We start from the raw sequence: 24,175 nt of genomic DNA, 5'->3' as shown, positions 1-24,175 counted from the left end.
AAATGTTCCCACAAATAAAAAAAATTAAATCGAGAGTATTCACCAGCCAAGAAGGCGAGCCCGTAGTGCAGTTTTACGACAGCGAGCAAAAAAGCTGGGATGAAGAAATTGTGCTCGACTTTAACCGCTCTGGCATGGCGATTTTCACTCTAGACACTGATGACAGCGCAGACCCTTATATCTTTTTTGGGGCTCTGCAAAAAACCGAAGACGGCTGTAACCCAGATACTAACTGGGATTTTATGATAAATGGTGCCGGTAACATTATTTGCTTTAATAATGATTGCCAAAGCGCCCAAGATATTTCCGTTAGATTGACCTTAATTCAGCGCGGCGACGATGAGTTTGCCAACGCTATTATCAGCGCCGACCCAAAATTCAAAAACCGCCCTACTTAGGGCGTCAATGTATCCAAACTTAGTACAAAGTGGCCTAGCGATGTTAACTGGCTACTGATGGATAAAACGCTGGGCGCTTTATGGGTGATCTGTACGAATGAACTGCATGAGCCATGTGCTTGAAATATGTGCATAGTTCGTCTACAAAAACGTCTGCAAAAAAACAGCCGTTAAGTGACTCTATAAAGTGAATCCATAAAGAGCACCCGGCGCTTTTGCCTTAACTGAGGCAAAAGCAGCACGGTATTTGTGATCTTGACACTTGGTTCTTGACTCTTTGCCTCTCAGTCAGTCCTCCCCAAACATCTGGGCACACCCATGACATTATCTCTGCCCGAGCATTCACTCCACAGCGGCTTTGGGATATCGTAGTGCAAAAGAAACAGCCAGAAAACAGTCATGACCCTTCCAACTGAAAAGAAAAAGTGGTTAGCCGCGGCATTAACCATTATTAATGCTGATTTTAATCGCTCATCCGACACTCATCTAATCAAAGTTGACTTGCCCTGTTTTGTTGACGTGTCTCTGTACCTCAAGGATGAATCCACCCACCCTACAGGAAGCCTTAAACATCGCTTGGCGCGTTCGCTATTTTTATATGGCTTGTGCAACGGGCTAATCCATCAAAATACCACCATTGTTGAGTCTTCATCTGGCAGTACTGCCATCTCTGAAGCGTATTTTGCGCGTTTACTTGGCTTACGCTTTATTGCCGTGGTGCCCAAAAGCACGGCGAGTGAGAAGATAAAACAAATTGAATTTTACGGCGGCGAGTGCTTTAAAGTTGAGCCCAGCGACCTTTACGCCAAAGCACAACAACTTGCGGACGAATTAAATGGTCACTACATGGACCAATTTACTTATGCAGAACGAGCCACGGATTGGCGAGGCAACAGTAATATTGCCGAAAGTATTTTTGCTCAGATGGCCATGGAAACACATCAAATCCCCAGTTGGATTGTAGTGAGTGCGGGCACGGGTGGTACCTCAGCCACTATTGGCCGCTATTTACGCTATAACCCTGCATTGCACCTTAAGACCCAGTTAGCGGTTGTCGACCCTGATAATTCAGTCTTTTACGACTACTACCGAGACCGTGATAGTGCTATCAGCAATAATAAGGGCTCTCGCATTGAGGGCATTGGCAGGCCCAGGGTTGAGCCTTCCTTTTTGCCCGACGTGGTAGATCACATGATCCAGGTCCCCGATGCCGCATCCATTGCCACTATTCGCTGGCTTGAAGGCATACTGGGTCGAAAATGTGGCGGCTCAACGGGGACTAACGTATATGGAGCTCTTAAGCTTATTGCCCAGATGATAGAGAATAAGCAGCAAGGTAGTGTAGTGAGCATGATCTGTGACGCTGGCGAACGCTATCTAAATAGCTATTACGATGATGACTGGGTAGCGCAGCAGCAATTAGATTTAACTCCTTATACCCAACAACTGGAAAACTTTATGCTGACTGGTGAGATGTAGTTTTATAAAAAATCGGTAATTCGTTATTCCCTTGAGCCAGCGCACTGTTACCCGCGAAGAGACATCATGATCAAGTGTCAGCGCAGGCACCCATAACCTATCTAGGTGGGAAATAGCAGCCCAATAAAAATGGCCCGCATCAAGGTGAGATTGGGACCATTTTTATTCATAGCAATAGACTGTAAATTGTTGGGGTTATCTACATTCCGCTGCTGTCGTCGTTTAACGATATCACTTTGGTTTTGCTGATTTTATGACGATAAATCTCGCGTAAATACTTGATCGCTTTTTTCACACTATCACGGCTTAAGCGAATATCGTTTATTGACACAAATTTATCTTTTTCGCGGATCAACTCACGATACTTTTTCTCGTACATGGGCTTAATAGCGTACCAGTTAGTATCAAGAATTTTCGCTGGGTTTTCGTGCTCTTCAAGCATGGCATCTAAGGCGTCTTCATCGAATGTTTCGCCACGGATAAAATCAAGCATGGCCTGATCGAGTTGCTCATCGAAACGATAGTTGTCTTTGGCAAAACAGCGCTTAATGTACGCCACAATAAGGGTCAAAAAATCATCACTCAAGCACGGGCTTTTTACTACCAGCGTGGTCAGCGAAATATTCGCCGATGCGCCGATAACCAATGCATAGCGCTTTAATGTGGTATTAGGAAACAGTGCGTTCAGGTGGGACTTCAAACGGTTTAAGTCCATATACGACAGCTTGTAGTCTTTAGGCAAAGATATAATCGAAACCACTGATGAACAGTTTTTGAAAAAGTGTAAATCTTTGAGGTGCGTCGCGTCATAGCCGCTTTTAACATATTCACTTAAGCGCTCACGGTAGCGCGTAGATTCGATAGGCAGTAAGCTTATCCCTTCAATCGCTTGGGTCACCTTATTGAAGTGCGGTAAGTCTATAGAGCGAAAGAACAGATCGTCGATGTCGAGATCATTCGCGCCTCTATCAAGAATTTTGATTTTATCCACTGCAGAAACGTTTTCCACAGGAACCACAGATTCAGCGTAAGCTAGCGCAACAGGCCCCGCCAAGCTCATAAACAGATCATTGGCGTCTAAACGGATGGTTTCGCCTATATCGATACCTGCCCGGCGAAAGTAATTTTCGTCGTAATCTGTTGTCACCGCTTGAGCGGTTAAAATATTGAATATTTGCTGAGAAATATATTGGTTCGCATGCTTTTCCATAGCGTTCACATCTATGTATTGAATGCCGCTATCATCTGTTTCCTCAGCATAACGCATGATGTCGTTTGAAATGAGCATCATGGCATTCCAAGGGCGAATACGATGCATAGCACTAGCGTCGCTGCTGTCTTCTTTGTCGAAGTTATACGAGAAGTCCCATTCCTCTGCCATATATTTACACAGTAAGCGACCAGCATTGATATGCAGCGCCTCAGACATCTCGACACCATGATCAGAGATATTGGGTAAGATACAAATACCGCTGGTAAAGATTGGCTCAAACACAAACGAATGCCCGCGGTTATCCTCACTTTCATTTACCGCTCTGGTCTCAAATGTTTTACTCATGTAGGCATATTGCTGTGCTAAGCCAAACTCAGACGCCATCCCAGAGCCGGTGCCGCCACCGGCGCTAAATATGTAAAAATACAAGCGAGACTGATTCGCTTTAATACCACATGAATCAATCAGGTATGAATGGATATATTTCCAATCTTTATTAGCAAACCGTTGAGTATCTTTATTAAGAATAATCTTGGCCAAATACTGACCAAGTATGGGAGCGTTACCCGCCCCGCCAGCGTGTACCTCAGACAAGTCCATGATTTTCATCTTGGTATATTCTTGTAGGAAACTGGCTTTTTCGCCCTTATTAGAGAAGCGTACCCGACCTTCAATGTCTTTGTCTAAATCCCCGAGCATGACCAATGGCTCGATTAAGAAGACAGGCTTCACGTCTTGAGCACTCGACAAATGTAAGCCTCGTTTAATCCAGCGCATGGGACGGTATTCTTGCTCACGTGTTTCACGCTCTTCGTTTTCAAATTCATTTAAATAGAAATTACGCGCGTTATACACCAATGAAGCCACGTCCAGAGCGATATTTGAGCCACAGCGTCCTAAACCAATAAGACACACAGAGGGGAAGTTTTGTGGACTGCGGGACTCAATATCAGCGTCTGGGTTAATGACAGGAAATACGCTATTACGCAAGGCATCGATATTCGCCAGAATTTTATCCAGATCCCGTTCGGTAAAGTACATGTACGGGTCAGTTACTAGCGTGTCACTCGTTGAGGGAGGGCTTGGTGCAGACTCACTTGTTATTTTTTTAGCATCAGACTTTTTTTCGATAACCTGCTCGGTTGTTTCATCAACTGCCGGTAAATCCATTTGTGTTTTTGTGGTCATAATGTATTTCCTGTATCAACAAGACAGCGCTTGCTCTACGCATCTAATATCGTCTTTTATATTTGTTACCATGTAGTAGATGGATTTGATACGAATTGCAAGCCTTTTAATGCTGGTTACTCTATGTAAACAAGCGCTTAACTGAGTTTTGAACGACAGTCCCCGCCATGACTAACCTAGACGGTTAGGATGAAAGTTATGAAAATTTATATATAGGTATGCACTTAAGATACCCTGAAAGGTTGAAACCTCAGGTAGCGATCTCAAGTAATATCGTTCATTGTAAATAAGTCAGCGCAAATACAGCTCAGAATGCTTTCAGCGGTTTTTGATTAAGGCTTCACCAGTATCATTGTGCGGGGCACCCTGTGCTAACCTCGCAACGCGGTTGTCGTAACAGATGCCGAGCAGCGCGGTTGTCGCATCGGATGCCGCGCATGGGGGTAAAAGCGGGGCTTTTAGGAGCGTAGTTCCTGCCGCTTGAACGGGCAGCATGGATGCTGCACTGGAGGTAGCCCCATGGATGGGTGGCAACGAGTAGCTTAATATTTTCTCAGCTATTGCATGGGATGCCCCGCATGACATTCGAGGGATTTAGTTTATCCATGTGTGGGTAGCTTTGCGCGACAGCGCTTAGGATGAAGCCACCTTAGAGGTGTAGTCTCGGTTGCCTTTGGTATTTTATGTGTCGCAGAAACGAAAAAAGCCACCCGATTAAGGTGGCTTCATTCTAAATGGGAGTCTGGCCGTGTGCTACTCTCGCATGGGGGTGAAGGCGGAGGCTTTTGCGAAGCGCAGCTTTGCCCGACTGAACGACACGCCATGGATGGCGTGGCTGGTGCGCAACACCAGGGATGGGTTGTTCATCAGCTTTCATGCAAAGCACTAGAGTCGAATGCCCTTGATGGGTGAAAACGGGGCTCTCTGGAGCACCGCTCCAGCCGTTTGAACGACCGACATGGATGTCGGGCTGGGCTGAGCTACAGGGAAGTATGACACCTAGGCGTCTAGTTCGTTAACAAGCTTTAAAATGCGATTTCGACTACAGTTGATTTTTCTACAGCGCAGAAACGAAAAAAGCCACCCGATATAGGTGGCTTCATTCTAAATGGGAGTCTGGCAGTGTGCTACTCTCGCATGGGGAAACCCCATACTACCATCGCCGCTAATGCGTTTCACTTCTGAGTTCGAGATGGGATCAGGTGGGGCCGCATCGCTATGGCCGCCAGACATAAACTGTTATCTATCAAGCCGCAGCTTAATAAATCAATATGTAAAAGCTGATGCCGCGCCTATTAAGGTCTGGCTGTAATCATCGCTAAATCTCTTTAGTCTTACTCTTGATTAAATACTTGTCATACATGCAATACTCAAACATTTTATTTAGCTCTAACTTTAGCGAGTAGGTAAATGGTCAGGAAGGTTTCCTTCCGTTTAAGCCATTTAGCACGACTCGTTCGCTAGAACGATATAAAAAGTCATTTGGGCGTTGTATGGTTAAGCCTCACGGGCAATTAGTACAGGTTAGCTTAACGCCTTGCAACGCTTCCACATCCTGCCTATCAACGTCGTAGTCTTCAACAACCCTTTAGGACAGTTAAACTGCCAGGGATGACTCATCTTGGGGCTCGCTTCCCGCTTAGATGCTTTCAGCGGTTATCGATTCCGAACGTAGCTACCGGGCAATGCTTTTGGCAAAACAACCCGAACACCAGCGGTTCGTCCACTCCGGTCCTCTCGTACTAGGAGCAGCTCCCCTCAATCATCCAACGCCCACACCAGATAGGGACCGAACTGTCTCACGACGTTCTAAACCCAGCTCGCGTACCACTTTAAATGGCGAACAGCCATACCCTTGGGACCGACTTCAGCCCCAGGATGTGATGAGCCGACATCGAGGTGCCAAACACCGCCGTCGATATGAACTCTTGGGCGGTATCAGCCTGTTATCCCCGGAGTACCTTTTATCCGTTGAGCGATGGCCCTTCCATACAGAACCACCGGATCACTATGACCTACTTTCGTACCTGCTCGACGTGTCTGTCTCGCAGTTAAGCTGGCTTATGCCATTGCACTAACCTCCTGATGTCCGACCAGGATTAGCCAACCTTCGTGCTCCTCCGTTACTCTTTGGGAGGAGACCGCCCCAGTCAAACTACCCACCAGGCACTGTCCGCATTCCCGATAAGGGAACAACGTTAGAACATCAAACGTACAAGGGTGGTATTTCAAGGTTGACTCCACGCAAACTGGCGTTCACGCTTCAAAGTCTCCCACCTATCCTACACATGTAGGGTCAATGTTCAGTGCCAAGCTATAGTAAAGGTTCACGGGGTCTTTCCGTCTAGGTGCGGGTACACAGCATCTTCACTGCGATTTCAATTTCACTGAGTCTCGGGTGGAGACAGCGTGGCCATGGTTACACCATTCGTGCAGGTCGGAACTTACCCGACAAGGAATTTCGCTACCTTAGGACCGTTATAGTTACGGCCGCCGTTTACCGGGGCTTCGATCAAGAGCTTCGCTTGCGCTAACCCCATCAATTAACCTTCCGGCACCGGGCAGGTGTCACACCGTATACGTCATCTTTCGATTTAGCACAGTGCTGTGTTTTTAATAAACAGTCCCAGCCACCTTTTCACTGCGGCCCCCATTCGCTCAAAGAGCAAGTCTCATCACAAACAGGGGCGTACCTTCTCCCGAAGTTACGGTACGATTTTGCCGAGTTCCTTCACCCGAGTTCTCTCAAGCGCCTTAGTATTCTCTACCTGACCACCTGTGTCGGTTTGGGGTACGGTTCGATATATCATAAGTTTAGAGGCTTTTCCTGGAAGCAGGGTATTTGCAACTTCAATTCCGTAGAATCTCGTCTCGTGTCTCAGGCATGTAGAATCCCGGATTTACCTAAGATTCAACCCTACACACTTTCACATAGACAACCAACGCTATGCTTGCATAACCTTCTCCGTCCCCCCATCACTGATATACCAAGTACGGAAATATTAATCCGTTTCCCATCGACTACGCATTTCTGCCTCGCCTTAGGGGCCGACTTACCCTGCCCTGATTAGCATGGGACAGGAAACCTTGGTCTTCCGGCGTGCGGGTTTTTCACCCGCATTATCGTTACTCATGTCAGCATTCGCACTTGTGATATGTCCAGCAAACCTCTCAGTTCACCTTCAGCCACTTACACAACGCTCCCCTACCACGCAAAGTAAACTTTGCGTCCGCAGCTTCGGTATATTGCTTAGCCCCGTTACATCTTCCGCGCAGGCCGACTCGACTAGTGAGCTATTACGCTTTCTTTAAAGGGTGGCTGCTTCTAAGCCAACCTCCTAGCTGTCTTAGCCTTCCCACATCGTTTCCCACTTAGCAATAATTTTGGGACCTTAGCTGGCGGTCTGGGTTGTTTCCCTCTTCACGACGGACGTTAGCACCCGCCGTGTGTCTCCCGGATAGTACTCACTGGTATTCGGAGTTTGCAAAGGGTTGGTAAGTCGGGATGACCCCCTAGCCTTAACAGTGCTCTACCCCCAGTGGTATTCGTCCGAGGCGCTACCTAAATAGCTTTCGGGGAGAACCAGCTATCTCCCGGTTTGATTGGCCTTTCACCCCCAGCCACAAGTCATCCGCTAACTTTTCAACGTTAGTCGGTTCGGTCCTCCAGTTGATGTTACTCAACCTTCAACCTGCCCATGGCTAGATCACCGGGTTTCGGGTCTATACCTTGCAACTAAAACGCGCAGTTAACACTCGCTTTCGCTACGGCTCCCCTATTCGGTTAACCTTGCTACAAAATATAAGTCGCTGACCCATTATACAAAAGGTACGCAGTCACAGAACAAGTCTGCTCCCACTGCTTGTACGTATACGGTTTCAGGTTCTATTTCACTCCCCTCACAGGGGTTCTTTTCGCCTTTCCCTCACGGTACTAGTTCACTATCGGTCAGTTAGGAGTATTTAGCCTTGGAGGATGGTCCCCCCATGTTCAGTCAAGATAACACGTGTCCCGACCTACTCGATTTCACTTAAAATTCGCGTTCGTGTACAGGGCTATCACCTTGTATCGCTGTGCTTTCCAACACCTTCCACTCGCTTATCATTAGCTTAAGGGCTAATCCCCGTTCGCTCGCCGCTACTAGGGGAATCTCGGTTGATTTCTTTTCCTAAGGGTACTTAGATGTTTCAGTTCCCCTCGTTTGCCTCATACAGCTATGTATTCACTGTATGATACCGCCGAAGCGGTGGGTTTCCCCATTCGGACATTTGTGGATCAAAGCATTTTGTCGGCTCCCCACAACTTTTCGCAGACTTACACGTCCTTCATCGCCTCTAACTGCCTAGGCATCCACCGTATACGCTTAGTCACTTAACCATACAACCCCAAATAACCTTTAATATTTGACGTATAGACGTTACTCATAACCGAAGTTATCAGTATATCTACTCTGCATGCGTGACAAGTATTCATTTTCAAATCAGATAGAGTAACCTCTTAAAGAGTTCTCTTAGTTTTGATTACTTTTATCAGCTTTCCATATTGTTAAAGAACATGTGTTTGCGTTTGCACGCATTCACGTAGGGTTTAAAAAACCCTAATCAATAAATACTGAATCAGTACACATTGATTAAGGCTAATCTTTTCTACTAAAACCGAGTCTCCTATGCCGCTGCAATCTTTTCTAATCAAGGCATGTAGTGAGGACGTTTAGCCTGCTAAACGACGAATTACATAACGCAGAGTAGGAAAGATTTGGTAGGCTTGGGCAGACTTGAACTGCCGACCTCACCCTTATCAGGGGTGCGCTCTAACCAGCTGAGCTACAAGCCTATTATTGCGCAAGCAATTTGGTGGAGCTAAGCAGGATCGAACTGCTGACCTCCTGCGTGCAAGGCAGGCGCTCTCCCAGCTGAGCTATAGCCCCTCTTAAATCGACATCAGTCTTTTTAAAGAGTCTCTCGGTTCTTCTTTACTAACAACAAAACAATCTGTGTGAACACTCAGCCTGATGAGGCCTAACCTAATAGTAAGGAGGTGATCCAACCCCAGGTTCCCCTAGGGTTACCTTGTTACGACTTCACCCCAGTCATGAATCACAAAGTGGTAACCGTCCTCCCGAAGGTTAAACTAGCTACTTCTTTTGCAACCCACTCCCATGGTGTGACGGGCGGTGTGTACAAGGCCCGGGAACGTATTCACCGCAACATTCTGATTTGCGATTACTAGCGATTCCGACTTCATGGAGTCGAGTTGCAGACTCCAATCCGGACTACGACGAGCTTTAAGGGATCCGCTTACTCTCGCAAGTTTGCTTCCCTCTGTACTCGCCATTGTAGCACGTGTGTAGCCCTACTCGTAAGGGCCATGATGACTTGACGTCGTCCCCACCTTCCTCCGGTTTGTCACCGGCAGTCTCCTTAGAGTGCCCAACTTAAGGCTGGCAACTAAGGACAGGGGTTGCGCTCGTTGCGGGACTTAACCCAACATCTCACGACACGAGCTGACGACAGCCATGCAGCACCTGTATCTAGATTCCCGAAGGCACCAATTCATCTCTGAAAAGTTTCTAGTATGTCAAGAGTAGGTAAGGTTCTTCGCGTTGCATCGAATTAAACCACATGCTCCACCGCTTGTGCGGGCCCCCGTCAATTCATTTGAGTTTTAACCTTGCGGCCGTACTCCCCAGGCGGTCTACTTATCGCGTTAGCTTCGCTACTCACGGATTAAATCCACAAACAGCTAGTAGACAGCGTTTACGGTGTGGACTACCAGGGTATCTAATCCTGTTCGCTACCCACACTTTCGCACATGAGCGTCAGTTACTGACCAGGGAGTCGCCTTCGCCACTGATGTTCCTCCAGATATCTACGCATTTCACCGCTACACCTGGAATTCCACTCCCCTCTCCAAAACTCTAGCCTGCCAGTTCTAAATGCAATTCCCAGGTTGAGCCCAGGGCTTTCACATCTAGCTTAACAAACCGCCTGCGTGCGCTTTACGCCCAGTAATTCCGATTAACGCTCGGACCCTCCGTATTACCGCGGCTGCTGGCACGGAGTTAGCCGGTCCTTCTTCTGTTGCTAACGTCACAGCTAACGGGTATTAACCGTTAACCTTTCCTCACAACTGAAAGTGCTTTACAACCCGAAGGCCTTCTTCACACACGCGGCATGGCTGCATCAGGGTTTCCCCCATTGTGCAATATTCCCCACTGCTGCCTCCCGTAGGAGTCTGGACCGTGTCTCAGTTCCAGTGTGGCTGATCTTCCTCTCAGAACAGCTAGAGATCGTCGCCTTGGTGAGCCTTTACCTCACCAACAAGCTAATCTCGCTTAGGCTACTCTTTGCGCGGGAGCCGAAGCCCCCTTTGGTCCGAAGACGTTATGCGGTATTAGCTATCGTTTCCAATAGTTATCCCCCACACAAAGGCATATTCCTAAGTATTACTCACCCGTCCGCCACTCGTCATCTTCTAGCAAGCTAGAAATGTTACCGTTCGACTTGCATGTGTTAGGCCTGCCGCCAGCGTTCAATCTGAGCCATGATCAAACTCTTCAATTAAATATTTATCGAACATGAATTTTTTTTGGTAGACACTCATCAAGTGAGTGCCCACACAGATTGTCTTGTTATTAATTGTTAAAGAACAGTGCTACCGAAGTAGCGTGCTTCCTTGGAAGCGGCTTAAGATTCTGTCCGTGGACCCTTTTAAGCGGGAGGCGTATAATACGCTCTCAAGTTTCGATGTCAAGGCGTTATTTTTATTTAATTTTAAATCAATTTTTGACGTGGATCACAAACTGAAAAACCAAACTAAACCGCCTTACATCACGCTGATTAAAGTCTTCATAAAAGGCTTAAATCACCTGGTGAAAACCAGTGTCGGGCAGCTGTTTTAGCGGCTGTCCCGAAGCGAGAGGCGCATTATAGAGATCCCTTTTTTGATCGCAAGTGTTTATTTCAAAAAAATGTTCAACTGCTGATTAATCAACCAATATGTTTAGAATAAGGTCTATCTGGTGCTTTTTACACCGGATCAATTGATTTGAAATTATCAAAAGCCGATCGAATAAGATCTGTCAGCTGTAGATTATGCTTTTTAGTACGCTGCTTTACTTAGCAAACATTACTTAACAAACATTTTGTTTGGTAAACACAAACGTCGCGACAGTCATAGATATCGTTCTATATCTGTTATCTATCGCTATTTTAGGAACTAAAATAGCAACTTAAGCTCTTTTATCTATATAGCTGTGAAAGATCCACCAGTAACAATCTTGATTGAAGATTAAAGATTAGTAATCACCACAAATCACTAACACGACTGCGCCGGCCCGGTGTGGCCGCGAATTCGCATACGCACTGACGGTATCAATGAGCATCCGATATCCCACAAAAGACCATACATATTCCCGCTTCTACATTAGCGCTCTTGCACTTGTCACTCGCTCTAACTTGCCTGCTATTCGCCGTCATAGGTTAGAGCGAATAACTTAGCACTATATTTAGTTATCCCATTTAGCTATTCCGATGATATGTGAATCGCAACAACTTCATCAGAAATACTTGCTAAAAATCATAACGTTACAATCAGAAGAGTAGCGGAAGGTTATAGATAAGTGCTGGGTATAGAGTATTAACGTCGATTAACGCAGCATTTACACATTGAGTTTTAGTAAGTAGCAGCCGCCGCGCTTACTAAGATACAAAAGGAGCTCACATGAAAACTTTCTTACTTTTACATATCGCTTTACTTTGCGCATTGGGTTACGTCAGTCAAAGTATATTTTTTGGAACACTGGGTGACATTTTGTTTACGGTTGCTAGCGTAATATGCATACCGATCGTGAGTGCCTATGCACTGAAGTGCTACTTTAGTTTTACCGCAATACGCCAACGTAATCACAAGTTGCAATAAACAATTGGGGCTTCACCTTACGTTCTTATTTTGCTTTTCATCTCACTGATTAAAAACCTATTTTTGTGACCCTGTCTTTATTCAGGGTAAGCGAGGGAATGCTCTCTGGCTAAACTTTCGAGTCAATTGATTAAGCGCGCTATTTATAGCGCGTTTTTGTATGACGGGTATTTAACATGCAAAAAATCTCATCGTGAATCGTCATTAATTGTTTTGTCCCCCCGTGTCGCAAAATAATTTAACCATTAAAAAACAGATACTTACAAACAGAAGGTTAGCAGAAGGTATTAGAGACTTTAGTTTAATACAGTGTCCCCACTATAAATCAACGAGAACAGTTGAAAGGACACTCAATGCCGGATGCAAACCAACCAAAAAACAAAAACGTAAATAGCTCATCATTGTTAGAAGCGCTCTCTTTACCATTACTCAATGAAAAAATGCATGCCTTTAGCAAAATGGTTAACGTCATTGCTGAAGCGATATTTATCGTTAATGGAGATGGCGTAATCGAGGTAATAAACCCTTTAGCAGCCAAGTTTTTCGGCGCCCCCCAAGAAGCACTAATAGGGCAAAAGTGGTTTCAGTTTTTACATGAGCGTTATCGTGAGCAATATGAATATTTGTTTATCAATTGGAATAAAACCTCAGGCCTACCGTTAAATCATGGTCCTAAAGAGGTACTGATCAACCGACACGATAATACTTGGTTAGAGGCAGATTTATCAGTGTCATGCCTGCCAACATCCTTAACGGCTTCAACTCCTTTGTTCGTCGGTGTTATGCATAACCTGACCAAACATAAAAGTGAATACAGCGAGCTAAGACGACTTGCCTCGACAGATCACTTAACTGGGCTCGCAAACCGCCACAATCTCGAAAAAACATTACAAAAGAGTTGGCTAGATTGCGTTAATACCGAACAAGCCATTAGTCTTATTCTTATCGATGTAGATTATTTCAAATTGTTCAACGACCAATTTGGACACGTCAATGGCGATAAGTGTCTGCAGAAGATAGCCAGAACGATTGAGCAGTGCCTACCGTCAAATGACAGTTTAGCGGCGCGCTATGGTGGTGAAGAGTTTGCAGTCATTTTGCCGCGCTTACGCTCTGTTAGTGCTGAAATAGTAGCAAAAGACATTCAACAGCAAATAAACACTCTAAATTTTAGCGATTTGGGTCTACCGTCCAGCTTTAGAGTCAGTGTGAGCCAAGGAATTGCCACCGAGCTAGGAGGGCAATTTCGCACATCCGAAGCTCTCATTTGCGCTTCGGATACCGCATTGTATCGAGCAAAATCTGACGGACGTAATCGCATTAGCATTAGCCCTTAGTATTCTCAACATGAGGTAGTCTTGTGATACTAAACGCACGCTTGGTGGCCAGAAGAATAAGTAAGCACAGCAACGTCACCATCGCACTGATGCTAAATAGCCAGTTAGGCGGCATAAGCTCAATGGTTCCACCCGCGGCAAACCCAGCGAATAGCATCCCCACGGCAAAAGCGTTTTGATACAAAGTGGCGCCGAAGGTCGGTTCGTTGGGCAACAAATGCTGTAATAGATTAACCCCTAATCCAGCCATTAAGCCGTACATCAGCGCCTTTAGTACCTGAATCAAGAATAAATAAGTCATGCTTTGGTTAAGTGGAAGCAATAAAAAGAACGCGATACCGCTAACGCTCGCAATGATGAATAACTGAAAATACGTAAAGCGAGACAATAGATTTACACAACGAACAATTAACACAATTTCAGCAATAGCGGCACACATAAAGAGCGTACCTACCAAACTGACAGGCAGTGCTTGTTCCACAAAATAAACTGGCAAGATATGTTGGTATAAATTTATCGCAAAACTGAGCAATGCGAAAAACAGTACGGGAGGTAAGAGGCGCAGGTACAGCCCTAAACGATTTTTTACTTTCGTTTTTGGGGCTAACAAGCCTTTGTTTTTTATTACACCGAGTTGTCCCCTAGGCTGATGTATTTCTGCGTCTGATTGAATTGTTTTTTCATTTGAGGCGGGTAAAGTACAAAACATCAAAGTAAGCAAGGGCATGACTAAGGCCAGAGCATATAAAAACACAGAGAAACCAAATTCCTCGACCGTGTAAAACGCCATACTCGGACAAACAACCCAAGCGGCACTGACTGTCGCCATTACCCTCGCGTTGACCCGCTTAATCTGTGTTTTACGAAAATAACGAAATGCTAGGCCCATTAACAAGGCTGTTGATGCATGAAAAGGGGCAAATACGCCAAGCATCACCACACATACAACCAGATAATTTTGCGTGTTAGCCAGCACAACCAATGCACCTGCAGCTAAAAAACTAATCCCTAATAGCCAATGTTTATGCTTACCAACTTGCTCCACAATACGCGCAATGAGAAACGCGTACATAATGCTGCTCAACGCATACCCCCCCAGTAGCGTGCTTAGTTGAGTAGCAGTAGTATCTAAATAACGATATGCATATAAAGACAGAACAGGCATCAGACTCGCCATAATGCAGGCATTTAAAAAACCCGCTAGATAGTAGCGGCTGTCTTTATCCACTAAGCTCATGCCATTTTATATCCTCTTATTGTGGTTTAATGATGACAATAAAATATTTCTCGAAGTTCGGTTATTAAGCAATCAATAAAATGTTCACGCTTTAAAATTAGATTCTACCTACATTCTAGTTAGCTTATAACATATTGTTTATTATGATTTTTAATTAGAAAATTTACGCTAACATAGGCATTGTCGGCAATACATTAGAATGAAAACAAACTATTCAGGCTGTAATGCGTAAAAATTTGAATCTTGAATCCAATACAAAACCATTCATTGGAATATTCGTGTAATAAAAACTGTCGCCGATAGGTCTCTTGGCACAGAATCATTTTAAAAGGAAAAACCATGTCGATTTTACCGCACAGCTTGTTTGTTAGCGCGAGCTTAGCGATGGCATTCACTGTGAGCGCCCAAGAACAGAGTCGCCCTGCTCAAGTTGGTACTGAGGCAAATACCAGTAATGAACAAGATAATAACCTTGAACACGTCACTGTCACTGGCTCTGCCCAACCTACTTTAATCATGTCACCTAAAAATGCAGTGATCGACGGCCCGTTCGGTAAAGACAAAAACTTAACGGAAATAGCCCGCACCTTAACGTCTATTTCCAGCGACATGTTAGAACAGCTATCTATTGATGACTTACAAGACGTACTCACCTTAGTGCCCAACACGTATTCAGCCAGTGGCTTTGGTGCGCCTAGTCTACCAACCATCCGCGGCCAATTAGGCGAATTATTTCAACAGGGTATGCGTCGTCAAGCAGGCAACAATGGTTTTGGGATCCCGTTGTCGTTTAACAGCGTTGGGCAAATTGATGTAGTGAAAGGCGCGCCTTCGGTCATACTTGGCACCACCCAGCGTAATGGGGGCTTTGTTAATTTAAATAACAAGACCGCAACCCTGTCAGGAACAGATTTAAAGCTGCAAGCTAGCGCAGGTAGTTGGGAGCACTATCGTGGTCAAGTTGACGTAAATACCACAATCGAAGAAGGTAGAAGCGGTATTAGGGTCAGTGCTGAATACATTGACAACAACAGTTACTACGACTTTACCGAATTTCAAAGCGAGGATTTATTCATTGCCTATAAAATTCTGCCAGATGATAAATCTAGCTGGGATATTAGCTTTGAATACTACGATGTGGAGTTTACAGATAACGCTGGCATTAACCGCCCTACACAGAATCTAATCGACAACAGTTTATATATTACTGGTCAAGGCGTGCAGCCAAATGGCTCACAAGTGCCGGGCGCTTTTGCCGTGGTGTCCCCTACCGGCGAAGTGCGTATTCCTCGCAGCACAGTGCTTACCGACCCAGACAACATAAATAATGCACAGACTTACGTATTTCATAGTACCTACGAGCGTCAGCTAAATGCTGTGCATACTCTGACTAACCGCAGTTACTTTCAATATTTAGATCGTGAAGAAATCGCACAAAACAGCTTTGTTGAAATCATCGATGGGGCGAAAACCGCGCAAAATCGGCTTGAGCTGACTTCAGCTTGGTCTGGCGATCAGCAAACCACCTGGGGAATAGACCTAAGGTACAACGACGTACTCGGCTATAGTCAGTTTACGACAGAAGCTGACTTACCTATCGATTTGCTTGGCAGCATAGAGCAAAGACGTATTCCTCTGACTGAAGCCCAACAGGCGCGCTTAGTCGAACTTCGCCCTGGGGTTTTCGTGTCACCGGGCGCTAACTACGACATCGATGGCGATGGTAACAACGACTTTTCATTGTCCGACACCACAGATTCAACCACGTGGCAAACGGGTTTATTTGCCGAACAAGACAGTGACTGGACCAGCCGATTTAGCACCACTGTTGGCTTACGTGCTGACCACTATGACGTGACCGCACGGGATGCGTTACCACCACAAGGTCAGGTGGCGGCAGAAGACAGCTTCAGCAAATGGTTATACTCCGGCTCAGCCAGCGCCCGCTTTAAAATCAATAACGATATCGTGACCTATGCTACGTATAGCTACAGTGAAGCGACCTCTAACAGCATGGGCGGCGGAACAGTATTAGGCGCTGAGAATAAAATAAACCCTCTGAATTTTGCCACTGAAAACGAGTTATACGAATTGGGTGTGAAGTTCTCACCTGTAGGCTCTCCTTGGTACGCCGATGCATCTGTATTTGAGCAATCCCGTAGCTTGCGTAATCGCGATGGCAGTAACACGGGCATTATCGCCAAAGGCTTTGAAGCGCAAGTTTTTTATCAAGGCAGTAGTTTGTGGGCCAATCTTGGTTACAGCTACTTAGATGCCCGTTACGACGACTCAGCCAGCGCACAAGACTCACAACAAGTGGCTGACGCATTTGATAATTCGCGCCCCGACATTATTCAAGGCACAGGTATCGGTGCGCCTAATTTTGCTGGCTTTGCGCCCTCAAATGAGCGCGTGCAAGGTATACCACAACAAACGGTTTCAGCCAGTGCTGGCTATCAAATATGGGATAACTGGGATGTATCTGGCTCGGCCATTTACAGTAAAAGTTACCCTCTAGATTACCTTGCCACTGTGTTAATCCGTGATCAAATTACCATTAATATTAATACCAATGTTGCCCTAACCGATCAGTCAAGCTTGCGCCTTGAAATACGCAACCTGACCGATGAAAACAACTGGCGCCCCGTATTTGAGGGCGGTTATTTTGGCTCAACCTTGGTTTTCCCTGAACTACCACGCAATGTTCAGTTAACTTACACCTACAACTTTAAGGCCTAGCTCCTAAGGATTCACCTCAAAATGAATAGTAAACGTGCAATATTAGTCATCGTCATTGCTGCGCTCATCGCCAGCTTTTTTGTCTTTGACCTGAATCAATACCTCACACTTGAGAGCCTTAAAAACAATCAGCAAGATCTTGCGCAATATATTGAAGCGAACTGGTTGGTCGCATTTGTTGGCTACTTGGCCATTTATGCTGCAGCCACCGCCTTGAGTGTACCTGGGGCAGCTATTCTTACATTAGGCGCAGGTGCCTTATTCGGCTTCGGCTGGGGCTTATTATTAGCTTCATTCGCTTCAAGCATTGGTGCAACGTTGGCCTTCTTAGCGTCGCGTTTCTTATTGCGGGATTGGGTAAAAAGTACCTTCTCGAAAAAGCTAGAATCTATCGATAAAGGCATCGAAAAAGACGGTGCATTCTACTTATTGAGCTTACGTTTAGTGCCTATCTTCCCGTTTTTTATCATCAACCTAGTGATGGGTGTGACGGGTATAAAAACATGGACTTATTACTGGGTTAGCCAACTAGGCATGTTGATTGGCACTGCCGTTTATGTGAATGCAGGTACTCAATTAGTCGAAATCAACCAGTTGTCAGACATTATCTCAACGGATTTAATCCTTTCGTTTGTCCTGTTAGGCATATTCCCGATTTTGGCTAAGTTTATTTTAAGTGCGCTGCAACAACGCCGTGTTTACAAAGGCTGGAAAAAACCCAAGAAATTCGATCGTAACCTAGTGGTTATCGGTGCAGGTTCGGCTGGTTTGGTAACGGCTTATATTGCCGCGGCCATTAAATCTAAAGTGACCTTGGTTGAGCGTCATAAAATGGGCGGCGACTGTTTGAATACGGGTTGCGTGCCTTCTAAAAGTATATTGCACGCCAGTAAGCTAGCGCATATTCATCACACTTCGCAAAATGCGGGTGTCACCTATGATGCCCCAAAAATTGATTTTAAAGCGGTCATGAACAAGGTTCACAGCGTGATTAAATCCATTGAGCCGCACGATTCTGTTGAGCGTTATGAATCGCTGGGAGTGAATGTCGCCATAGGTAATGCTACCATCGTGTCGCCTTGGCAGGTGGATATTCAAACCGAGAACGGTGTTGAATCATTAACCACGCGCAACATTGTTATTGCCACAGGCGCCCGTGCATTTGTACCAGATATTCCAGGTTTGAAAGACATCGACTATTTAACCGCTGATAACCTTTGGGAAATCACCGAGCAGCCTAAACGTATGATAGTACTAGGCGGCGGCCCAATTGGTTGCGAACTGTCTCAAGCATTTGGTCGTTTAGGCACCCATGTCACGCAAATCGAACGCGGCGACCAAGTATTGAGCAAAGAAGACCCAGATGCAGCGAAGCACTTACAAATTCAACTCGAAAAAGACGGCATCGACTTGCGCCTGAACACCAGCGCCATGGCAGTTGAAACCACCAGCGAAGGCAATGTGTTGGTGGTTGAGTTTGAAGGTAAAGAAGAGCGTATCCCGTTCGATAAGATATTGGTGGCTGTGGGTCGCCAAGCGAACCTAACGGGCTTCGGTTTAGAAAAACTTGGTATCGAGACTGACCGTACTGTTATCACCAATGACTTTTTACAAACCAAGTACCCAAATATTTTGGCGGCAGGCGATGTCGCCGGGCCTTATCAGTTTACTCACACCGCCAGTCACCAAGCTTGGTATGCAGCGGTCAACGCGTTATTTAGACCCTTTAAAATATTTAAGGTGGACTACAGTGTTATTCCTTGGGCAACCTTTGCGGAGCCAGAAATTGCCACGGTAGGGTTAAATGAAATGTCTGCTAAGCAACAAGGCATCGAAGTAGAGGTCACACGTTACGATATTGGCGGTCTTGACCGTGCATTAGCTGACGATCATGCACGGGGTTTTGTTAAAGTGCTCACTAAGCCTGGTAAAGATAAGATTTTGGGTGCCACCATAGTCGGTGCCAATGCGGGTGAATTACTGGCAGAGTTCGTTTTAGCCATGAAACACGGCCTTGGTTTAAACAAGATTTTGGGGACTATCCATATTTACCCGACTATGGCTGAAGCGAATAAAAACGTCGCAGGGAACTGGAAGAAAGATCACGCACCGCAAAAAGTACTCGACTTCCTTGAACGCTTCCACACGTGGCGTCGCAAGTAAGGCATCGATTGCTTAGAAGTTACTTATAAGATAACGGGCGTGCTGCAATTATTAGCGTACGCTCCGTAATTTAAATAAATCTAACGGGGAAGTGTATGCATACTCCATCAAACCAAGTTACACGTTTGATTCGATATACCCTAACGGCAGGTAGTTTGCTACTTGCCTCATTTTCGTTCGTGTTACACGCTGCAGAATTCGATCACAGCTATGCTAATTTTGATCAACTATTAACCCAAGTAGTGCAAACGTCTGACGATAAGAAGCAAACCCGAGTGGACTATCAACGATTATCAGTACAAAAAGATACTTTGCACATATCGTTAAATGCATTTTCTGCTGTCAGTAAAAGCCAGTTTGACGGATGGGATAAGCAGCAACAACTGAGCTTTCTAATCAATGCATATAATGGTTTTACCCTGAAGCTGATTGTCGATAACTGGGAAGAGTTTAAGCAAGGGGATGCTGACTCAATTCGCGACCTAGGTAGTTTATTCACCACTCCGTGGGAAAAGAAGTTCTTCACTTTGTTTAATGAAAAACACAACTTAGACGATATCGAACACGAAATGGTGCGTAAATGGTTCAAAGAGCCACGTATTCATGCCGCCCTAGTTTGTGCGGCTGTTTCATGCCCACCACTGCGTAATGAGGCTTTTGTGCCCAGCGAGTTAACAGCTCAGCTTGATAGTCAAATGCAACTGTTTTTAGCAGACAATAGCCGCAATGAGATAAAGGTACATGGCCAAAAGGGTGAAGCGTCTTTATCGTCAATATTTAAATGGTATCGCAGCGACTTTGAAAAAGGCGACCAGGGTTTCAATTCATTATTCGATTTGCTCAATGACTACAGCGATGCACTCGTCGAGGGTGACAGTAATCCACAAGAGCAGCGCAATCTAATCAAGAGCGCTGACTACCCTATTACTTTCAAGGATTACGACTGGCGTTTAAATGATGTGGCTAACTTCTAAATTGACGCGCTTTTTTACCCACCTTAAAGTACCTGTTGGGGCCAAGATAGTACTGCTATTGGCAGCCTTGGCAGCGCCATCTGTGGCGATAGGAAATGACGCGTTAAACGACCTTAAGGGTAATCAAGCTAGCCCGCGCGAAAGCAGCAAGCAGTGGCAGCAAACCTTAGCCACTGCCCGCGGCGAAACAGTGTACTTTTATGCTTGGGGTGGCTCAAAACCCGTCAATAACTATTTACGCTGGGCAGCCCGGGAAATTGCCAGTCGCTATCAGGTACGTTTGCGTCACGTTAAAGTAGCCGATATCAGCGAAGCGGTTAGTAGGTTAAAAGCAGAAGATGGCAGCAAAAGTGCTATCGATTTGCTGTGGATAAATGGTGAAAACTTTAGCTACCTAAAAGAACAAGAATTGTTATTAGGGGGGCTGACAAACGCCGTCCCCAATAGTGCACTGCTGGCTACTGAGCAGCTGTCGTTGGGCAACGACTTTGGTGTCCCTATGGATGGCTTCGAAATACCTTGGGGCGTAGGGCAATTCAATATTATTGCCAATGAAAACGCCTTTGCTCAGATAAGCATTACCCCAGCTGATATTCTTAGCGCAGCGAAGCAACAACCCGGCCGCATGAGTTACCCGCGCCCGCCTGAATTTCATGGCACTACTTTTTTGAAACAGCTTTTAGTGGCGCTTAGTCATAATGATAAACGTTTATTCGAGCTTGCTACACCTGAATCCCAGCAGCAGTTGCTGCCTGCATTATGGGATTACCTTGATAAACTGCACCCACTATTATGGCAAAAAGGCAGTGCATTCCCTAGCTCAAACACAGAGCAACTGGCACTTTTTCAACAAGATCAACAGACAATCGCCGTTAGTTTTAACCCCAATCAAATAAGCAAAGAGCAAGATGAAATGCGCATTCCTCAATCTGCAAAACGCGTGTACTTTGCGGGCGGCGCTATTACTAACAGCCATAACCTTGCCATTCCCAAAGGGGCGCAAAGTCCAGCAGGCGCGAAAGTGGTGATCCATTTTCTATTGAGCGAGTTAGCCCAAGAGCGCAAGCTTAATGGTACCTGGGGGGACCCTGCAGTCATAACGCCATTACTGGATAAAGCCTCAACATTACCCTCTCAGCAAGAGTTACACAGTTCTTGGCAACAAATCATTGAAGATACATGGCAACAACGATACGGCGCTTAACCCTTGTTGTTGGCTGGCTGCTTGTTGCATTAGTCGCAGGGCTGCCCGTTTTTGGTATCGTGCTGGGCTTATGGCTCTCGCCGCCAATTTCATGGGAGCACGTTAGCGTATTTTTTGATTACAACGGCCTCCTGTCATCAGTTTTAAGTTCTCTGCTGCTTTCATTGCTCGCGCCGATCATTGCGCTGTATGTGGCATTTACCGTATACAGCCAGTATCGTTTTAACCCCCGCTGGCAAGCCTTAGAGCAACGCCTCGCCCCTTTGCTGTCACTCCCTCATTTAGCGGTAGCTCTAGGCATAGTCTACCTCTTTAGTTCAGGGGGAATGTTGTGGAGTGCACTTTGGGAGCTCGCTGGGAGCACACCACCTGAGTGGCTTGGCGTTGGACGTAAAAGTATGTTGACCATGTTAATTGCTATCAGCATAAAAGAAGTGCCCTTCTTTTTATTTATATTCAGCGCTCTGGGTCGCCAGTTGGCGATTAAAGATTGGTTACTGCAAGGTCGAGCACTTGGCTACAGTGAAAGTGCCAGTTGGTGGTTGTTGGTGTTCCCTACCGTATTGAAGCAGTCTCGGTTGGCCTTGCTTGCAGCGATGGCTTTTACCTTGTCGGTACTGGACATTAGCCTACTGATTGGCCCCAATATTCCCGAACTTTACGCGGTCGTATTATATAACTGGCAAACTGGCTTCACCGCAGCTGAGCAAGCAATGGCCTTTCTTGGCAATCTGCTTTTATTGGTCATGCTTGGCGTGTTGGTCGCGGCTATTTATATTCATGAATGGTTCGCCACAAAGCGAATTCGCACGCTTGCCATTATGGCCAACCCATTGAAAATCACTCGCTTTGCTCGGGTATTCACTGCGTGGTTGGGGCTTTTTAGTTTATTAACCTTAGCGATATTACTCACCTTTTTACTTTGGTCCCTAGGCTGGAATACGCAAAATCCCTTTAACGCAACGAGTTGGTCTACCGCGTTATGGCAAGATGAATGGTTTTTCATGCAAGCGCCATTGCTGAACAGCTTAAACATTGCTTTTTTTAGCAGTATTGTGGGTGTCGCAATGACCTTAATTGCCCTAGAGCTTCAGCGACAAAGCAAACGCTATTTACCCGATTATGTGTGGTTACTGGCAATACTATTGCCCCAGCTAAGCATGGTGTACGGGTGGCAAATTGCTCACACCGATATGAGCGCGAGTTACAATACGGCTTGGATAGTCCTCTCACATTTACCCTTCACCTTTGCTTACAGCTACTTAGTGCTTCGCGGGCCGTTTCAAAGTCTGGATCGGCATTATGAGTTGGTTGCTGCCAGTTTCGGCTATTCCTATTGGCAACGTTGGTGGCAAGTACGTTTCATGTTGCTTCGCCCTGCTCTGATAAGCGCATTAGCCATCGCGTTTTCGGTCAGTGTTGCGCAATACATTCCCACCCTAATGATGGGAGCCGGGCGAGTATCCACCATCACCACTGAGGCAGTCGCAATTGCTTCAGGAAACGAGCAGAGCATCACGGCGGTCTACCTGTTAGTGCAAGCTTTACTGCCGTTTGTAGCCTTTTTCATCGCCAGTGTGCTGGCTCAACGTCTTCGAGGAAGTTTCGATGCTGCGCATCAATAATTGCCAAATAAACACTGTTAGTGGGCAGATTTCCTTGCCCGATATAACACTCGAGCAAGGTGAGTTACTGGTACTTACTGGCCCAAGCGGTATGGGCAAGTCGACATTTTTGCACTGGTTGTTAGGTGATAAGATTCAGCATGCCAACATCAGTGGTGAAATTATCCTGAACGAACAAGCGATTAACGACCTGAACGTTGAGCAGCGGGGCATCGGTTTATTAATGCAAGACGTGCATCTTTTTCCCCATTTGAATGTGGTAGACAATATCTGCTTTGCACTGCCCACAGCGGTTCAAAATCAGCAAGGTAAAAAACAGAATAAACAGCAGCGCCGTAAAACCGCAATAAATATGCTCGATAAGATTGAGCTGGGTTATGTGGCTGAACATTTCAGCGATCAATTAAGTGGTGGCGAGCGCTCTCGCGTTGGCTTGGTGCGTGCGCTGGCAAATCAACCACAAGCCTTATTGATGGATGAACCCTTCGCTGCACTTGACCCAAACACGAATGCTAAGGTAAGTCAGTGGGCATTTGAGCAATTGCAACAGCAAGGAGTGCCTAGCATCATGGTGAGTCACGATATCGACAATATTCCTGCTCATGCTCAACATATAGATTTAGGGGCCTATTTTCAAAGCGCATCACACGCTAAAAGCGACTAATAACGTATACTCGGCTCTATGGGTCTGCCCTCT

Annotated in this window: 12 protein-coding genes, 2 tRNA genes and 3 rRNA genes; 10 read left to right on the top strand and 7 right to left on the bottom strand. The window is 45.8% G+C overall.

Translation table 11 applies throughout. The annotated features are described in order from the left end of the window. Positions 1-2 precede the first annotated feature (2 nt). Together PATL_RS02070 and PATL_RS02065 are read left to right on the top strand one after the other, a co-directional pair. Positions 3-398 (top strand): DP-EP family protein, encoded by a 396-nt coding sequence (locus PATL_RS02070; protein WP_011573328.1) that lies wholly within the window; start codon positions 3-5, stop codon positions 396-398. A gap of 399 nt (positions 399-797) precedes the next feature. Further along, complete coding sequence (locus PATL_RS02065; RefSeq protein ID WP_011573327.1) at positions 798-1,877, top strand: PLP-dependent cysteine synthase family protein; 1,080 nt, start codon at positions 798-800, stop codon at positions 1,875-1,877. 199 nt (positions 1,878-2,076) lie between these two features. Here PATL_RS02065 and PATL_RS02060 read toward each other — a convergent pair whose 3' ends face one another. The 6 genes from PATL_RS02060 to PATL_RS02035 all read right to left on the bottom strand — a co-directional run bounded on the left by PATL_RS02060 (position 2,077) and on the right by PATL_RS02035 (position 10,842). Continuing rightward, the gene (locus PATL_RS02060; protein WP_011573326.1) at positions 2,077-4,278 is read right to left on the bottom strand and encodes a hypothetical protein; all 2,202 of its coding nucleotides are present in this window, start codon (positions 4,276-4,278) and stop codon (positions 2,077-2,079) included. A 1,114-nt stretch (positions 4,279-5,392) separates the two neighbouring features. Further along, positions 5,393-5,508 (bottom strand): 5S ribosomal RNA (gene rrf, locus PATL_RS02055). Between the two features lie 263 nt (positions 5,509-5,771). Next, positions 5,772-8,656, bottom strand: a 23S ribosomal RNA gene (locus tag PATL_RS02050). Between the two features lie 379 nt (positions 8,657-9,035). Further along, positions 9,036-9,112, bottom strand: a tRNA-Ile gene (locus PATL_RS02045). A gap of 18 nt (positions 9,113-9,130) precedes the next feature. Further along, positions 9,131-9,206 (bottom strand) — tRNA-Ala (locus tag PATL_RS02040). Between the two features lie 103 nt (positions 9,207-9,309). Further along, positions 9,310-10,842: ribosomal RNA gene (locus tag PATL_RS02035) — 16S ribosomal RNA — on the bottom strand. The 16S, 23S and 5S rRNA genes sit together here with 2 tRNA genes alongside, the layout of an rRNA operon. A 1,159-nt stretch (positions 10,843-12,001) precedes the next feature. On the opposite strand from PATL_RS02035, the gene PATL_RS02025 reads away from it, so the two are divergent. Both PATL_RS02025 and PATL_RS02020 read left to right on the top strand, forming a co-directional pair. After that, complete coding sequence (locus tag PATL_RS02025; protein WP_041713174.1) at positions 12,002-12,199, top strand: hypothetical protein; 198 nt, start codon at positions 12,002-12,004, stop codon at positions 12,197-12,199. A 353-nt stretch (positions 12,200-12,552) separates the two neighbouring features. Beyond that, complete coding sequence (locus tag PATL_RS02020) at positions 12,553-13,536, top strand: GGDEF domain-containing protein (RefSeq protein WP_011573325.1); 984 nt, start codon at positions 12,553-12,555, stop codon at positions 13,534-13,536. Here PATL_RS02020 and PATL_RS02015 read toward each other — a convergent pair. Beyond that, a complete protein-coding gene (locus PATL_RS02015; protein WP_011573324.1) occupies positions 13,526-14,773 on the bottom strand; it encodes an MFS transporter in 1,248 nt (415 codons plus the stop codon). The two genes, PATL_RS02020 and PATL_RS02015, sit on opposite strands and share 11 nt — an antisense overlap. A gap of 339 nt (positions 14,774-15,112) precedes the next feature. On the opposite strand from PATL_RS02015, the gene PATL_RS02010 reads away from it, so the two are divergent. The 6 genes from PATL_RS02010 (at position 15,113) to PATL_RS01985 (ending at position 24,142) form a co-directional block, all read left to right on the top strand. Further along, positions 15,113-17,512, top strand: coding sequence for a TonB-dependent receptor (locus PATL_RS02010; protein ID WP_011573323.1), 2,400 nt, complete (start codon positions 15,113-15,115; stop codon positions 17,510-17,512). 21 nt (positions 17,513-17,533) lie between these two features. Further along, on the top strand, positions 17,534-19,675 hold the full coding sequence (locus PATL_RS02005; protein ID WP_011573322.1) for an FAD-dependent oxidoreductase: 2,142 nt from the start codon (positions 17,534-17,536) through the stop codon (positions 19,673-19,675). A 95-nt stretch (positions 19,676-19,770) separates the two neighbouring features. Further along, entirely contained in the window at positions 19,771-20,649 is an 879-nt protein-coding gene (locus tag PATL_RS02000; RefSeq protein WP_011573321.1) for a DUF547 domain-containing protein, read from the top strand. Between the two features lie 46 nt (positions 20,650-20,695). Then, positions 20,696-21,853, top strand: a complete 1,158-nt coding sequence (locus PATL_RS01995; RefSeq protein WP_157043434.1) for an ABC transporter substrate-binding protein — start codon at positions 20,696-20,698, stop codon at positions 21,851-21,853. Next, a complete protein-coding gene (locus PATL_RS01990) occupies positions 21,829-23,478 on the top strand; it encodes an ABC transporter permease (protein ID WP_011573319.1) in 1,650 nt (549 codons plus the stop codon). The genes PATL_RS01995 and PATL_RS01990 overlap by 25 nt, the downstream gene beginning before the upstream one ends. Beyond that, positions 23,462-24,142 (top strand): ATP-binding cassette domain-containing protein, encoded by a 681-nt coding sequence (locus tag PATL_RS01985; protein ID WP_011573318.1) that lies wholly within the window; start codon positions 23,462-23,464, stop codon positions 24,140-24,142. The genes PATL_RS01990 and PATL_RS01985 overlap by 17 nt, the downstream gene beginning before the upstream one ends. Positions 24,143-24,175 lie beyond the last annotated feature (33 nt).

This window comes from Paraglaciecola sp. T6c, assembly GCF_000014225.1.
Lineage (GTDB): Bacteria > Pseudomonadota > Gammaproteobacteria > Enterobacterales > Alteromonadaceae > Paraglaciecola > Paraglaciecola atlantica_A.
Note: the sequence above shows the minus strand (reverse complement) of the source record. Positions and strands in the feature narration are given on the sequence as shown.